Annotated in this window: 11 protein-coding genes; 3 read left to right on the forward strand and 8 right to left on the reverse strand. The window is 66.2% G+C overall.

Annotated elements, in window-relative coordinates:
- The first annotated feature begins 1 nt into the window (after position 1).
- Positions 2-961 (forward strand): sulfate adenylyltransferase subunit CysD, encoded by a 960-nt coding sequence (gene cysD, locus E8M01_RS12775; RefSeq protein WP_246088800.1) that lies wholly within the window; start codon positions 2-4, stop codon positions 959-961.
- A complete protein-coding gene (gene cysN / locus E8M01_RS12780) occupies positions 961-2,898 on the forward strand; it encodes a sulfate adenylyltransferase subunit CysN (protein ID WP_136960465.1) in 1,938 nt (645 codons plus the stop codon). The genes cysD and cysN overlap by 1 nt, the downstream gene beginning before the upstream one ends.
- 3 nt (positions 2,899-2,901) lie before the next feature.
- On the opposite strand, the gene E8M01_RS12785 is transcribed toward cysN, so the two are convergent.
- Positions 2,902-3,789 (reverse strand): LysR family transcriptional regulator, encoded by an 888-nt coding sequence (locus tag E8M01_RS12785; protein WP_136960466.1) that lies wholly within the window; start codon positions 3,787-3,789, stop codon positions 2,902-2,904.
- Positions 3,790-3,890: 101 nt separating this feature from the next.
- Here E8M01_RS12785 and E8M01_RS12790 point away from each other — a divergent pair, with 101 nt between their 5' ends.
- Positions 3,891-4,901, forward strand: a complete 1,011-nt coding sequence (locus E8M01_RS12790; RefSeq protein ID WP_170181882.1) for a YeiH family protein — start codon at positions 3,891-3,893, stop codon at positions 4,899-4,901.
- Positions 4,902-4,939: 38 nt separating this feature from the next.
- Here E8M01_RS12790 and E8M01_RS12795 read toward each other — a convergent pair whose 3' ends face one another.
- The 7 genes from E8M01_RS12795 to E8M01_RS12825 all read right to left on the reverse strand — a co-directional run bounded on the left by E8M01_RS12795 (position 4,940) and on the right by E8M01_RS12825 (position 14,092).
- The gene (locus E8M01_RS12795; protein ID WP_136960468.1) at positions 4,940-5,263 is read right to left on the reverse strand and encodes a hypothetical protein; all 324 of its coding nucleotides are present in this window, start codon (positions 5,261-5,263) and stop codon (positions 4,940-4,942) included.
- 153 nt (positions 5,264-5,416) lie between these two features.
- Entirely contained in the window at positions 5,417-6,481 is a 1,065-nt protein-coding gene (locus E8M01_RS12800) for an MBL fold metallo-hydrolase (protein WP_136960469.1), read from the reverse strand.
- Complete coding sequence (locus tag E8M01_RS12805) at positions 6,481-8,313, reverse strand: ABC transporter ATP-binding protein (protein WP_136960470.1); 1,833 nt, start codon at positions 8,311-8,313, stop codon at positions 6,481-6,483. Before E8M01_RS12805 ends, E8M01_RS12800 begins: the two co-directional genes overlap by 1 nt.
- Before the next feature lie 196 nt (positions 8,314-8,509).
- Complete coding sequence (locus E8M01_RS12810) at positions 8,510-10,672, reverse strand: FAD-dependent oxidoreductase (protein WP_170181883.1); 2,163 nt, start codon at positions 10,670-10,672, stop codon at positions 8,510-8,512.
- 314 nt (positions 10,673-10,986) lie between these two features.
- Complete coding sequence (locus tag E8M01_RS12815) at positions 10,987-12,363, reverse strand: TRAP transporter large permease (RefSeq protein WP_136960472.1); 1,377 nt, start codon at positions 12,361-12,363, stop codon at positions 10,987-10,989.
- Positions 12,360-12,980: a TRAP transporter small permease subunit gene (locus tag E8M01_RS12820; RefSeq protein WP_136960473.1), complete on the reverse strand. Its 621-nt coding sequence runs from the start codon at positions 12,978-12,980 to the stop codon at positions 12,360-12,362. The genes E8M01_RS12815 and E8M01_RS12820 overlap by 4 nt, the downstream gene beginning before the upstream one ends.
- A gap of 32 nt (positions 12,981-13,012) precedes the next feature.
- Positions 13,013-14,092 (reverse strand): TRAP transporter substrate-binding protein, encoded by a 1,080-nt coding sequence (locus E8M01_RS12825; protein WP_136960474.1) that lies wholly within the window; start codon positions 14,090-14,092, stop codon positions 13,013-13,015.
- Positions 14,093-14,094 lie beyond the last annotated feature (2 nt).

The raw sequence follows: 14,094 nt of genomic DNA on the forward strand, positions 1-14,094 counted from the left end.
CGTGTCCGCCGTTCGTGCATTGAAGTCCGACGACACCACCGACACGCGCGATGCCAGAAGCCCGCTGTCGCCGCATCTGCAGCGCCTCGAGGACGAGGCGATCTTCATCATGCGCGAGGTCGTGGCCGAATTCCGCAACCCGGTCATGCTCTATTCGGTCGGCAAGGATTCGAGCGTGATGCTGCACATCGCGCGCAAGGCCTTCTTTCCGGCAAAGCCGCCCTTTCCGTTCCTGCACATCGCATCGGGCTGGGACTTCAAGGCGCTGCTCGATCACCGTGACCGCATGGCGCGCGACTACGGCCTGGATCTGCTGGTCCATGCCAACGACGCCGCGGCCGCGGCCGGGGTCAATCCGTTCGACACCGAGACCGGCGAATATTCGCGCCTGATGCTGACCGAGGTGCTGAAGAGCGCGCTCGACCAGCATGGCTTCGACGCGGCCTTCGGCGGCGGCCGCCGCGACGAGGAGAAGGCGCGCGCCAAGGAGCGCATCTTCTCGCACCGCTCGGCCGGCCATGTCTGGGACCCGCGCAACCAGCGCCCGGAACTCTGGCGGCTGTTCAACACGCGGCTGAGCGCCGGCGACACCATGCGGGTGTTTCCCTTGTCCAATTGGACCGAACTCGACGTCTGGGACTATATCCGCGCCGAAAACATCCCGATCGTGCCGATCTATCTCGCCGCCGACCGCCAGGTGGTCGAGCGTGATGGCGCGCTGATCATGGTCGATGACGAGCGCATGCGGTTCCGGCCCGACGAGCAGGTGGTGACGCGCCGCATCCGCTTCCGCACGCTCGGCTGCTGGCCGCTGACCGGCGCGGTCGCCTCGGAAGCCACTTCGGTCGAGGACATCGTCTCCGAGATCGTCGCATCGCGCACCTCGGAGCGCGAGGGCCGGCTGGTCGACGGCGCCCTGCAGGCCTCGATGGAACGCAAGAAGCGCGAGGGCTATTTCTGATGACGACATCGGTCGCCACCCGGCCCGCCGGCCTCGATCCGGCCAATGACACGCTGCCGGTTCGCGACCGCGGAGCGCTGCGCTTCATCACCTGCGGCTCGGTGGATGACGGCAAATCGACCCTGATCGGCCGGTTGCTGCACGATTCGATCGGGCTTCTCGAAGACCAGATCGCCGGCCTGAAGGACGACAGCCGGCGCTTCGGCACGACCGGCGAGGAGCTCGATCTCGCCTTGCTGCTCGACGGCCTCGAGGCCGAGCGCGAACAGGGCATCACCATCGACGTCGCCTATCGCTTCTTCTCGACCGCCCGGCGCGCTTTCGTCGTGGCCGATACGCCGGGCCACGCCCAATATACCCGCAACATGGCGACCGGCGCCTCGACCGCCGAGCTCGCGGTGCTGCTGGTCGATGCCCGCAAGGGGCTTTTGGAGCAGACGCGCCGCCATGCCGCCATCGTCTCGCTGCTCGGCATCCGGCACGTGGTTCTGGCGGTCAACAAGATCGACCTGGTCGATTTCTCGCAAGAGCGCTTCGACGCCATCGTCGCCGATTTCGAAGTCTTCGCCGCGCCGTTGAATTTCCGGTCGGTCGTCGCGATCCCACTCTCGGCGCGCTTCGGCGACAATGTCACCACGCGCAGCCGCCAGACGCCCTGGTATGAGGGTCCCTCGCTCATTCGCCATCTCGAAGCGGTCGACACCGTCGACGATGTCGACCAGGCGGCCTTCCGCATGGCGGTCCAATGGGTCAATCGCGCCAGTATCGACTTCCGCGGTGTCGCCGGAACCGTCGCGAGCGGCCGCGTCTCGGTCGGCGACAGCGTGCTCATCACCTCGTCGGGCCAGACCACCCGGGTCAAGCGCATCGTCACCCAGGACGGCGACCTCGGCTCGGCGGAAGCCGGCCGCGCCATCACGCTCACCTTTACCGACGAGGTCGATGTCTCACGCGGCGACCTGATCGCCGAACCGCGTCAGCGCCCGGCGACCGCGCGCAAGCTCTCGGCCGATCTCGTCTGGATGGGCGAGACGCCCGGAGCCGCCGGCGACCGCTATCTTCTGAAGATCGGCAGCGCCACGGTTCCGGCCACTGTGACGCGGCTCGTCGACACCTTGGATGTCGCCACGCTGGCGCGCCGGGACGGCCCGCTCTCCTTCGCGCTCAACACCATTGGCCGGGTCGAGATCGAGGCGGCGAGCCGGGTTGCCTTCGACCCCTATGCCGACAATCGCGAGACCGGCGCCTTCATCCTGATCGACCGGGCGACCCATCTCACGGTGGCCGCCGGCCTGGTTGTCGACGGCCTCGACCGGGCGCGCGAAGTGCACCGTCATCCCGTCGATGTCACCGCGACCGTGCGCGCCGCGCTGAAAAGCCAGTTTCCGCTCACCGTCTGGCTGACCGGATTGCCCGGCTCGGGCAAGTCGACCATCGCCAACCTGGTCGAGCGGCGGCTCGCGGCCCTTGGCCGCCATACCACGCTGCTCGACGGCGACAATCTCCGCCAGGGCCTGAATGCCGATCTCGGCTTTGACGCCGCGGCGCGGGCTGAAAACGTCCGGCGTGTCGGCGAGGTGGCGAAGCTGATGACCGAGGCAGGCCTGATCACCCTGGTGGCGCTGGTCTCGCCGTTCCGGGCCGACCGCGACCGTGTCGCGTCACTGTTCCCCATTGGCCAGTTTGTCGAGGTGTTTGTCGATGCTTCGCCCGAGACCTGCCGGGCGCGCGACCCGAAAGGCCTCTATGCCAAGGCCGACGCGGGCCGGATCGTCAATTTTACCGGCCGCGATCAGGCCTATGAGCCGCCCCAGACGCCCGCGCTCGTGCTGCGCAGCGAAGAATTGAGCGCCGAAGAAGCGGCTGAGCGGGTGGTCGACCTCATCCTGGCGCGCATCGAACCGCCGCTTGGCGGTCTCGATTCCGCACAGCTTTGACGTTCAGGCGTCGCGCTCGCCGATCATCGTCTCGAGCGCCAGCGAGGCCTTGGTCCGATAACGTTCCTTGTGGCGCACCAGGCTGAAGGCGCGCGGCGGCAAGGCGAAATCGATGCGTTTCAGCCGTCCGGCGGCGAGCCGCGCCGCCGCGACCAGTTCCGAGACCGCCGCCACCAGGGTGCCGGCCTCGACCGCCGAGCACAGGGCTTCGTTGGACGGCAGCTCCAGCGCCACGTTCAGTTCGGCTGGCGCAAGGCCATGCGCCCCGAGCGCCGCCTCGAGCACGGATCGCGTTCCGGAGCCCGCCTCGCGCATGACCCAGCGGGCGGCGGCGAGGTCGCCCGGCCGGATCGGCCGACCATCGGTCCAGGCATGCCGCGGCGCCGCCACCAGGATCAGCCGGTCCTCGGCCACCACCTTGCTCGACAGGGCGGGCTGGTCGATGACGCCTTCGATGAAGCCGAGTTCGGCCCGGCCGTTCAGCACGGCCTCGGCGACGCTGCGGGTATTGCCTGACGTCAGCTGCAGCGCGATGGCCGGATGGGCGTCGTGGAAGCGGGCGAGCAATCGCGGCAGCCAATAGCTCCCGATCGTCTGGCTCGCCTCGATATGGATGGCGCCGCGCTTCAGCCCGCCCAGTTCCGCCAGGGCGAGTTCGGCGGCGCGAGCCCGGGCGAGCGTCGCCCGTGCCTCGCCGAGAAAGATCGCCCCTGCCTCGGTCAGCTCGATCCGCCGGCCGACACGGTGAAACAGCGAGATGCCGTGGCGGTCCTCGAGGGCACGCACGGCCGAGCTCACCGCCGAAGGCGTCAGGTTGAGGGCCGATGCGGCGCGGGTCAGATGTTCGCGTTCGGCCACCGCGACGAAAATGCGAAGCTGTTCCAGGGTCATGATAACCGTTCGATCTGATCGAATGGAACATACATTATTTCGCGATAGATCGAACGGTTAAGGCGGCGCATGCCTGCGGCGAGCAAACCGGAGCGCCTCGCATGCCTGCCGCAGGTCCCATGACATCCAACACCGTCTTGCCTGGCCTCGGCCTCAGCATCGCTGTCGCCGGGGTCGCGGCCGGCCTCGAACAGGCCCAGCTCTGGCTGTTCGGCCGGGCCTGGCTCGAGGCTCTGGTGCTCGCCATCCTGGTCGGCATGGCGGTCAGGACCTTTCTGCGGCTCGGCCCACGCCATGATCGCGGCGTCGAATTCGCGGCCAAGACGGTGCTCGAATGGGCGGTGGTCCTGCTTGGCGTCTCGGTCTCGGCAGGCGCGCTCAGTGCCGCCGGCCCCTTGCTGATCGCCGGCATCGCCACGGTGGTCGTCGTGGCGATCCTGGCCAGTTACGGCATCGGGCGGGCCTTGGGCCTGCCGCATCGGCTGGCTGTCCTGGTCGCCTGCGGCAATTCGATCTGCGGCAATTCGGCAATCGCGGCGGCCGCGCCGGTGATCGGCGCGGACGGCGAGGATGTCGCGGCCTCGATTGCCTTCACCGCCGCGCTCGGCGTGGTCGTGGTTCTCTGCCTGCCGCTGCTGGTGCCGCTGCTCGGCCTCTCGCCCCTGCAATATGGCGTCTTTGCCGGGCTGACCGTCTACGCGGTTCCGCAGGTGCTTGCGGCGACCGCTCCGGTCGGGCTCGTGAGCGTCCAGGTCGGCACGCTGGTCAAGCTCATCAGGGTGCTCATGCTCGGCCCGGTCATCCTGGCGCTGGCGCTCGGCGGCCGCGACAACCGTCATCAGGCCCCACGTCGCCTGGTGCCGTGGTTCATCGTCGGTTTCCTGGTGCTGATGGCGCTGCGCTCCCTCGACCTGGTGCCAGCAATGGTCGTGTCGTCCCTGACCGAGCTTTCGACCGTCCTGACCATTGTCGCGATGGCAGCGCTTGGCCTTGGTGTCGACGGACGCATGCTGGGCGCCGCTGGCGGCCGGGTGACCGCGGCGGCAGTCCTGTCGCTGGTCGTGCTGGGCGGCATCAGCCTGCTGCTGATCCGGTCGTTGGGGATTGCCTGAGGGCGCCGTGGCGCACAGCCCCGTGTGAAAATCGAGGGTCAGACCCAGGCCGGGATCGGGCTCAGTTTGACGCGCGACGCGGTGCCGACGGTTTCGCCCAGCCGCGCGGCGAGCGCCTGTTCGAGCAGGGCCGGTTCGTTGACCGGGCCGTCGAAGCCGGCAAGCCGCGGGTCGGCGCCGTCGAACAGCGTAAGCTCCATGAGGTCGCCCTCACGAAACAGCGCACCGGCGACCGCGCCGTCGACGGTCAGCGTCCACAGGCCGTAATGGTCTTCGGCCGCAAACGACCGGCGGATCGTCGCGAACATGCGGCCGAACCGCCCGCCCGCCGTCTCATCGGTCTTGCCGCCAACCGCTGGCATCGCCCAAGCTCCTCGCAAAAGACGAGAAATTCTAAGGGCTTATCAGGCGTCACGAAAGAGAATGGCCTTGCCTTTTCAGGGCGCCGGACAGGACAGATCATCTCCTATTCGTGGCCCGAAGAGCGAACCATTCCGCGTCTGCCGGTTGCGTGCCTATCGCCGCGTGAACAGCTGCACGCCGGCGGCGTCCAGGGCCGAAACGATCAGCCCGTCGCCACGCAACCGGTGCAGATGCGCCAGCGTCTCCGAGATCGCCAGATAGGCGTGGCCGTCGCCCATGGCGCGCGGGAACAGCGCGACCGCCGCCTCATAGGCCGACATGGGCCGGTCCAGCGCCTCGCGCAGCCGATCGAGCCGCTTGATGTGATGGTCGCGCAGCGCCGCGAGCCTGAGGTGCAGGCCGTGAAACGGCAGGCCGTGCGACGGCAGAACCAGCGTATCTTCCGGCAGGCCCGCGAAGCGATCGAGCGAAGCCAGATATTCGGCGAGCGGATCGGCATCCGGCTCACCGGGAAAGACGCCGATGACCGGGGTGATATGCGACAGCACCTGGTCGCCGGCGATCAGGATATGGTCGGCCTCACAATAGAACGAGGCATGTTCCTCGCTATGTCCGCCGGCGGTGATGATGCGCCAGTCGCGTCCGCCCATGCGCAGCGTCGCGCCGTCGTGCAGGCGTTCGATCTGCCGGGGCGGCGGTCCGAGCGCGGTTGAAAAAGTCGACCGGTCCGAGGCGAAACGTTTGACCAGCGCTGCGTCGCAGCCGTTGCGCGCCATGTATTTTGCCACATGGGGTTTCGGCGGCTCGCGGGAATCGGCATGGCGGATGCGGGCCCACAGCCATTCGATCAGCGTCGAGGCGAAGGGGATATCGTGGCGCGCGACCAGATGGCCGGCAAGTCCGACATGGTCGGTATGGCCATGGGTCGCCACCAGCCTGGCCAGCGGCCGGTCGCTCAACGGGCCGGCCAGCATGGCCTCCCAGAGCGCCCGCATGTCGGGCGATTCGATGCCGGCATCAACGGCCGTCCAGCCCTGCCCATCGTCCAGGAACCAGACATTGACGTGATTGAGGATGAAGGGCAGCGGCAGGCGCGCCCATCTGAGGCCGGCCGCGAGCTCCGGAACCTCGCCGGGCTGGGGGGTTGGCAGTGCGGTGAACTGGAGCGGGCTCGGCGGGCGCGAAACATCGGCGCGGTCGGCTCGGGCTTCGGCCATCACTCTTCTTCTTCTTCGTCCATGTCGGTCTGGCGGACCGCACGCTGGCGCGCCCACATGGAGGCATAGAGGCCGCCGCGCGCCACCAGGTCCTGGTGCTTGCCGGTTTCGCAGATCCGGCCATGCTCCAGCACGATGATCCGGTCCGCGCTGGTCACGCTGCCGAGCCGGTGGGTGACGCTGACCACCGTGCGCGTCTCGGCGATCCGGCGCAGCGTGTCGTTGAGTTTCGATTCGGTTCCCGCGTCGAGCGCACTGGTCGCCTCGTCGAGGATCAGCACCGCCGGATTGCGCACGATGGCGCGGGCGATGGCGACGCGCTGGCGCTGGCCGCCCGACAACTGACCGCCGCGCTCGCCGACCAGCGTGTCGTAGCCCTCGGGCAGCGACACGATGAAGTCGTGCACCTCGGCCTGGCGGGCCGCGTCATGAATGTCGTCCAGGGTCGCCGCCGGATTGCCCATGCGGATATTGTCGGCGATCGAGGCGTTGAACAGAAAGCTCTCCTGGAACACCACTGCCATCTGGGCACGCAGCGATTCCTGGGCGACGGTACGGATGTCGACGCCGTCGATCCGGATGGTCCCTTCGGTCGGGTCGTAGAAACGCATCAACAGGTTGAGAAACGTGCTCTTGCCCGAGCCGCTCGGCCCGACAATGCCGAAGAACGACCCCTTCGGCACGGTCACCGCCAGCCCTTCGGTGCGGAAGCTGGAGCCGGGATAATTGAAGGCCACGTCGTCGAAGACGATGGCGCGCTCGAATGGTTTCAGGTCGGCGGCACCGGGCGGATCGACCATGGTCGGTTTGATCGCCAGGAGGTCGCCGAGATGGCGGATCGAGCCGGCCGCCTGGGCCATGGTCGGGACATATTGCGTGACATTGGTCAGTGCGTAGCCCATCGACAGGAACACGCCCTCGAAGGCGATGATGGTGCCCACCGTGATCCGGTCGGTATAGGCCCAATAGGCGCCGAGCGCGAAGACGCCGATATGGATGACGTAGAGGCCGGTCTGCGCCGTGCGTTCGACCAGGGCGCTGGTGAAATTGGTCCGCCGCGCGATGGTCTGCCAGGAGGTGTTCAGGATGCTGAAATCGGATCGCGCCCGGTCGGCCAGGCCAAAGGCCTTGATCACCGGCTGGGCGGCGACGTTTTCCTGCACTGCGCCGAGCAGCTTTCCTTCGGTCAGGCGCTTGTCATAGGCATAGGTGAAGGCGCGGCGGGCGAAGATGCGCGGCCACCACAGGATCAACGGGAAGATCAGCGAGCCGATCATGCCGAGCCAGACGTCGAACATGAACATCAGGATGGTGGCGTAGATCACCTCCAGGAACGGCATGATGAACAGCGGCACGACGCCGACGATGCCAACCTCGATGGCCACCAGGTCGCCGGAAAAGCGCGACAGCACCGTGCCGGTCGGCGTGGTGTGAAAGAACGGCATGGACATGGTCTGCACATGGTTGAACAGGTGCTGGCGGATGTCCCGGACAATGTCGGAAAAGACGCGGGTGTAGATGTAGTCGGCAATCAGCGCGACGATCGATACGGTCACCGCGGCGAGGCCCATGAAAACAAGCGATTTGACCAGGGCATCCCATTCTTTTTTGATCAGGCCCTCGTCGATCAGATATTGGGTGACCAGCGGAAACGAGAAATTCAGCGCGGCCTCGACCAGCACGAGCAGGCCGAGAAGGACGAAGATCGCCCTGTAGGGTTTGCAGAAGGGCGCGAGGAACGCGATGATCGCCTTGACGTCGTCGGCGCTGACGTCCTCCGCCTCCTCGTCCAGATCGTCTTCCGGATCGACGGTCGTCTTGTCGCTGATCATGGGTCGAGCAACGGTCGGCTCGAGGCGCGTCGATGTCGTGGCTTCACTGAACGCCTCGCGGCAAGCGGTTGTTCACCTTGGGGGGCCCCGGCGCCGGCCTTGCGCTGGAAAATCGAGCGAATGGCCGGGGGGCGATACCGTCCCGGCCATGGTAGCGCAATTGTCAGAATAGGCGAGCCATGGATCGCGTCCCGGATCAGCGTGCCGCCGCCGCCGTCCGGATCTTGCTGGTCGGGCCCTGCTCGCGCCCGGCCATCAGCTTGGCGACCCATTGGGCCGCATCCGGCTTGGCGTAGAAGCAATAGCGCATGGTCTCCATATCCGGATACCAGGGGAAATCGCCTTCATTGGCGTCGCATTCGATCTTCCAGGCCTTCTTGAGGATCTTCTGATCGTGGACCGCCGGCCGCCAGCCGTGGCGCTGGAAGCGCTCGGACCACTGCCAGGTGGTCTCCAGCGTCAGCACGCCGTCGAAGACGTCGTGATACTCGATGACCTCGCGGGTCATGTCGGCGGTGATGCCGCCGAAAAAGATGCCGATGCGGGTGACCCGGTAGAGCTCCTTGATCGCCTCGTCGATCAGGTCCTCCGGCACGTAGCAGAGGCAGGTGTCATAGATGACGTCGAAGGACTGGTCTTCGAACGGCAGCTTGGTGACGTCGCCGAGAAGGTTGCGATGCAGCCAGTTTTTCGGCGTCTGGGCATGGACGTGGCGGTTGTTTTCGATGCCCCAGGCGTCGATGCCGATATTGGCGAAACATTCCAGCGTCAGGCCGCTGGCCGAACCGACATCCAGCAGGTTGTAGGGCGCCTTGATGCCGAAAATGCACTCGTAGAGGTCGGCATTGTACTGCTCGTCGAAATATTCGCGGAACGATTCCTCGTAGGACAGTCCGACGGCATATTCGTCGTGATAGTCGTTGGTCAGCGTCGATTCGACGAAGCCCTCTTCCACCACGCCCTTGAGCTTGCTGGCGTCGGCCTTCTTCTGGGCGCCCGAATAGGCGGCACCGCGCAATTTGCCCATCATCATGTCGACGACAAAATTCGCCGAGTCATAGGCGCCGTTGACGGTCGAATCGAACAGGTAGTCGCCGACCAGATAGAGGTTCGGCAGCACCTTGCCGTCGGGTTGATGGCGCTCGCGCAGCTCGGGCGCCGGATGGCCGCCGGGCAGGCCGGAAATCGTGCCGACCCAGCGCTGCACCTTGGCCTCGACGAACTGCTTCCTGGCCAGCGGCAAAAGCTCGGAGGGCAGCGAATCGAGCGCCAGCTGAATCAGCGTCTGGTCGTCGAGATTGGACAGCGCCAAGGCATCGGTGGCGGTGATCAGCCAGCCGAGCACGCCATGCTTGGACGGATGCCGTGAGCTCTCGTCATAGATGCAGCAGCCGCCGAAGGCGTCCGACATGATGTAGCTGCCCTGGAAATGCTCGTTCCAGAACGGCTTCTTGAACAGCGCCGTGACGCGCAGGTAATGCGCCGGATTGTCGTAGCGCCGCTGGTGCTGCTGGATCGCCATGCGGGCCTCGCGGCCCTCGAATTCGATCTGGCTGACCCAGTAGTTCGGCAGCGCCACCACGACATGGTCGAACTCGTGGATCTCGGTCTTGCCGTTGCGGCGGACCGACAGGTTGTAGGTGCCGTCCTCGTTGCGGGCGATCTTGTCGACCCGGCTCTGCAGCATCACCTTGCCCGAGATGCGCTTCTTCAGGCCTTCGATCAGCCGGTCATTGCCGCCGACGATCGAATAGAGCCGGAGATATTTCGGGTCGTCCATCAGGACGTTCTTCAGCCCGTTCAGCGCATTGGTCAGCTGCGCTTCCGTGGCGACGTCGGAGCGGGCCGCGACCTCGACATATTTGCGGGCGGTCTCGTCCGGAATGGCGTCGAGCACGTCCCGGAAGGTCTTGCCGGCCCAGGGATGCTTGTTGTCGTCGCCGGAATAGCCTTCGTAATATTCATCCGGCGAACACAGCGCATGGCATTCGGCCACGAAGGCGTCCAGCGCCTTCACGGTGGCTTCGCCGAAATGTTTCTTGATGTCGCGCTTGGTGTTGAGGATCGCGTCGCCGAGAATGACGCCCTTGCCCTCCATCGGCACGACGTCCAGCTCCATCACCTCGGTGATGATGCGCCTCAGCGGGTCGGGGCCGAAATGCGAATAGTCATAATATTCGGCGACACCGCGCTCGAACAGCGAATTGCCCTTTTCGAACCGGTCGGTGATGACCTTGCCGCCGAGCCGGTCGGAGGCTTCGAACAGCGTCGCGGTGAACAGGCCATCGCAGAACCGGTCGAGGAGATAATTGGTGAACAGGCCGCCCGGCCCGCCACCCACGATCGCGACACGCGTCATATTCGAGCTTTCGTCTCTTGGCCGGAACCATCCGCGACAAGCACGGCGATCCCCGGAAATCATCGGGTGAGCTTTGGGCTGGTGCTATAGCGAGACCGCGCCGGTTAATAAAGACACACCCGCCGGAAAACCGGCGAGACAGTGACCTGGCGGCTGCCTTCGCACCACCCCGCAAGGAGTGTGGTTGCATCAATGAATGCCACCAGCTGAACGCAATGTGAACCGCTTGGTGGCGCTGGCCTTTTTGCTCCTTCGAGCTGACGCGTAACGTCAGCGCGATCAGCCCTCCTCGCCGGCGGCACTCGGGAGCCGGCTCACTTCATGATGGTCGGCAGCCAGAGCGCGATGCTCGGCCACATCATCAGGAAACCGATGGCCAGAATATAGACCGCCATGAACGGTATCACGCCGGAAAACACATCCGATATCGGCCCGCCGTCCTTGCGCATGCCCTGCAGCACATAAAGCACGGTTCCGTCAGGCGGCGAGATCAGCGCGATCTCCACCAGCATGACCACGATCACGCCGAACCAGATCGGGTCGTAGCCGAGCGCGGTCACTACCGGAAAGATCACCGGAATGGTGGTGACGATCATCGAGAAGCCCTCCATGAACGTGCCGAGCGCCAGGTAGAAGCCGATGATCATCAGCATGATCGCCCAGGGCGGCAGCGGCATTTCCGAAACCAGCCTGGCCAGCGCCTGGGGCACGCCGAGGGCGGTGAAGACGAAATTCAGGACATAGGCGCCGAACAGGATGAGGCCGATCATCGCGGTGTTGCGGGCGGTCGCCTCGGCCGAGTCGTTCAGCATCTTCCAGCTGAGCTTGCCGCCGATGGCGGCGAACAGGATGGCGGCGATCACGCCGAGCGCCGCCGACTCGGTCGGCGTCGCCAGGCCGCCATAGATGGTGCCGAGCACGATCAGGATCAGTGCCGCGGTTGGCGCGAGATCGACGAGGCTCGCCAGTTTTTCGCACATCGGGATCTTCGGCGCGGTCAGGTCGCGCGGCGCGGCCGTCTTGGCCTTCAAGAGGATCACCAGGGTGAACAGCAGCACCACCAGGATGCTCGGGCCGACGGCGGCGATATAGAGCGCGCCGACCGAGGTCTCGGTGATCAGCCCATAGATGATGAAGGTAATGCCCGGCGGGATGAGATTGCCGAGCGCGCCACCGGCGGCAAGCGACCCCAGCACCATGCGCGGGTCGTAGGGTTTGCCCCGGAAGAACGGCAGCGCCACCGAACCCATGGTGGCGGCGGTGGCCACCGACGAGCCCGAGATCGCCGAAAAGATTGCCGACGACGCGATATTGGTGTGCAGGAGCCCGCCCGGCATGCGGTTGAGCCAGATGTTCAGCGTCCGGTAGAGCCGGTCGGACAGGCCGGCGCGCAACAGGATCTCGCCCATCAGCAGGAACAGCGGCACCGCGACCAGCACGAAGCTCGACGACGGGTTCCAGATCGTCTGGCCGAGGAACAGCCAGAACGGCCGGTCGGAAAACGCATAACCGACGATCAGCCCGAGCACGCCGAGCGCCGCGCCGACATAGATGCCCATGCCGAAAAACACCGCGAACAGGCCGACCAGCAGCAGGATCTCGCCGACCAGGCCGCTGGCCGGACCGGAGCCGGTCAGGCTCAGGCCCAGCATGGTTCCGGCCAGGATCAGCAGGAAGACGATCGCGATCATGGCCGGAACTCCGTGGCGGGCGCATCGCCGACCGCTTCCAGCGCTTCGGCGGCCTCTTCTTCATAGGTGCGGGCGTGCAGCATGGCCTCGGCCTCGCTGCCGCGCCCGGCCAGCACCAGGCAGGTCGCCTCCAGGAGCATGGCGACGATCAACAGCAGCATGACGCCGATGCCGAAGGCCCAGAGCCCCTGGGGCAGCGCCAGCGGCGTGCGCAGGATCGAGATGTCGGTCGCGCCGAACAGCATGGATTCGTCGACCAGCAGCCAGGCGCCGTAGAACATGTAGCCGACGAAGACACAGAGAAAGGCGAGGCTCGCCACGTGCAGCCAGTAGCGGATGGCGTCGGGAAATTTGTTGACCAGGAGGTCGATGCGCACATGGGCGCGCATCGACAGCGTATGGGCCAGGCCCCAGGCGATGCCGAAGGCCAGAGCATAACCGGACAATTCGGTGGTCGACTGGGTCGAGAAACCGAGAAAGCGCCGCGCCAGCACGTCGAAGGTGATCAACGCCGAAATGGCGATGAAACCCCAACCCGCGGCATAGCCCATCCATCGGCCGATGACGGCCAGCCCGCGGCGGCAGGTCGCCGCCGCGTCGATCATCCCGTTGAGCATGGCCGGTCCCCGGTTCGAAACGTCGGCGCCAATCAGTTGGTGACGAATTGCACGCCGGTGATCGGTGCGACGACGCGGTTATAGATCTCGCCGCAGCGGGCCCCGCAGCGCTTCACCCAGGCCGGCAGGACCGTCGAGGTCAGCACCGTGCGCAAGGCCTCGCTGTCAGCCGGGGTCGGCTCGAAGGCGGTCATCGGCTTGTTGTCGACGAGACGGCCGAGCTTGCAGCCTTCGCGGTTGCCGGTATTGCAGGCAACCCCATCCTCGGTCGCGACCCGGCCGAGCTGCCACTGGGCCTCCTCGACCTCGGCCATGGTGGTCTCGAGCATGGTCCGGACCGCCGGATCGAGCCGGTTCCACCAGGCGATGTTCACCACATAGGCCGAGATCGACCAGAAAAGCGGCAGCGTATAGAGGCTCTGGGTGACCTCGTACCAGCGCGCGCCATTGCCGGAAGCGGTGCCGGTGATGGCGCAATCGACCACGCCGCGCTCGAGCGCGGCATAGACCTCGGGGAAGCCGATGCCGGTCGGCTGGCCGCCGATGGTCGAAACGAAATCGTTCGACGATCCGCCGCCGGTGCGAATGCGCTTGCCGCGCAGGTCGGCAAGGCTGGTCACACGGTCGCGGCAGAAGAACACCTGGGCCGGGAACGGGTACATGGCGATGATCTTGACGCCGAAACGCTCGAGTTCCTTGTTCAGCTCCGGCAGCATGGCCTGGGCCACCCGGCGCGACTGGCGCAGCGTCGGGTTGAGGCCGGCGAGGTCGACGACATCGGCCAGCGGCACGTCGCCGGAGGCGGTATTGAGCGGCACGGCGCCGATATCGACCTGGCCGGAACGGACCAGGCGCAGGATCTCCGGCCCGTTGAGATTGCGCTCGGGCCAGCTCGCCAGCGTCACCGAAATGCGGCCGCCGGAGCGTTGCGGCAGGCCCTCGCGCAGCATGGGGATGTCGACACGCGAATATTGCGGCAAGGCCGGGCCGGGCTGGGTCACCATCTGGACGCTCACCGGCGGTCCGGGCGGCAGCGTCTGGGCAAGCGTCGCCGTCGCGCCGCCGAGGCTGAGCGCGAAGACCGTTGCGGTAGCGGATCGGAACAGGGTCATGC

It is taken from the genome of Phreatobacter stygius, from assembly GCF_005144885.1.
Lineage (GTDB): Bacteria > Pseudomonadota > Alphaproteobacteria > Rhizobiales > Phreatobacteraceae > Phreatobacter > Phreatobacter stygius.